Raw genomic sequence first — 989 nt, 5'->3', positions numbered from 1 at the left:
TTGCGCATTGGTCATTTGAATCAATAATATTATCTCCATTGATATCCTTATATTTCACATCTCCCGGTATTGGACGTCCACCCAATAAAGACTGGTCATACCAATTGTCAATATCTTCTTCTGATTCAAAAAATCCAGCAGCTACCAAACCGAACGGTTGACCGATAGGATGTCCTATCTCGGACAAATTTGAATAGAGTGGATCGGCTTTATCATTTTCAAGTACTTTACTACGAGCAAATGTTACATTCCCGCGTAATGAATAGAACAATCCGGAAGAAGTACGATCTTTAAATTCCAACAATGCATCAAAGCCTTTATTTTCTGCTTTTCCCAAATTACCCCATAAAACACTTGCAGCCAAGAAACCTGCTCCCGTTGGTACAGATTGGCGTTGCATTAAAATACCCTTTCTTTTTTCATAGAAAAAATCCATCTGTAAACTAAAACGGTCTTTCCACAAACCTAAATCAAGTCCTAAATTCGTTTTAACCGCAGTTTCCCAAGTAACATTGTTGTAGCCAATCTTAGATTCAATAATACCGGGCCATCTAATTTGATCTTGTCCAAAATAGTACACTTGTTCCCAATTCTGATCCATCTTTGTCAAATACAAAAAACGATCACCACCAATTTGGTCATTACCAACTTCTCCATGTGAAAATCTTAATTTCAAATTGCTTACTAAATTATCTTTCCAAAAAGATTCTCCAGAAACTAACCATCCTAAAGATATATCAGGGAAGAAGCCCATTCGCTTTCCTTTCGGAAAGTTCTCTGATCCATTATAGCCCGCATTAAATTCTATAAAGTATCGCTGTGCATAGTCATAAGTCGCGCGCATCGCCAAACCTTGACTTCGATAAGGTAAATTCATAATAGAAGTCCCAGCAGACAAATTATCATATTGTCGACGATTTAAAAGTAACATACCTGCAACAGAATGTTTATCGAATGTGCGTTGATAATTTACCGAAAAATCCATATAG

The 989-nt window shown here is 36.7% G+C and carries 1 protein-coding gene; it reads right to left on the bottom strand.

What is annotated here, in order from left to right; all coding sequences use genetic code 11:
- Window positions 1–989, bottom strand: a 989-nt coding sequence (locus AB5213_RS17205; RefSeq protein WP_368277044.1) for a hypothetical protein, incomplete at both ends; no start/stop codon positions are given.

Origin of the sequence: Coprococcus sp. RTP21204st1_G4_RTP21204_210225 (genome assembly GCF_040915385.1) — a bacterium.
GTDB classification, from domain to species: Bacteria; Bacillota; Clostridia; order Lachnospirales; family Lachnospiraceae; genus Allocoprococcus; species Allocoprococcus comes.
Note: the sequence above shows the minus strand (reverse complement) of the source record. Positions and strands in the feature narration are given on the sequence as shown.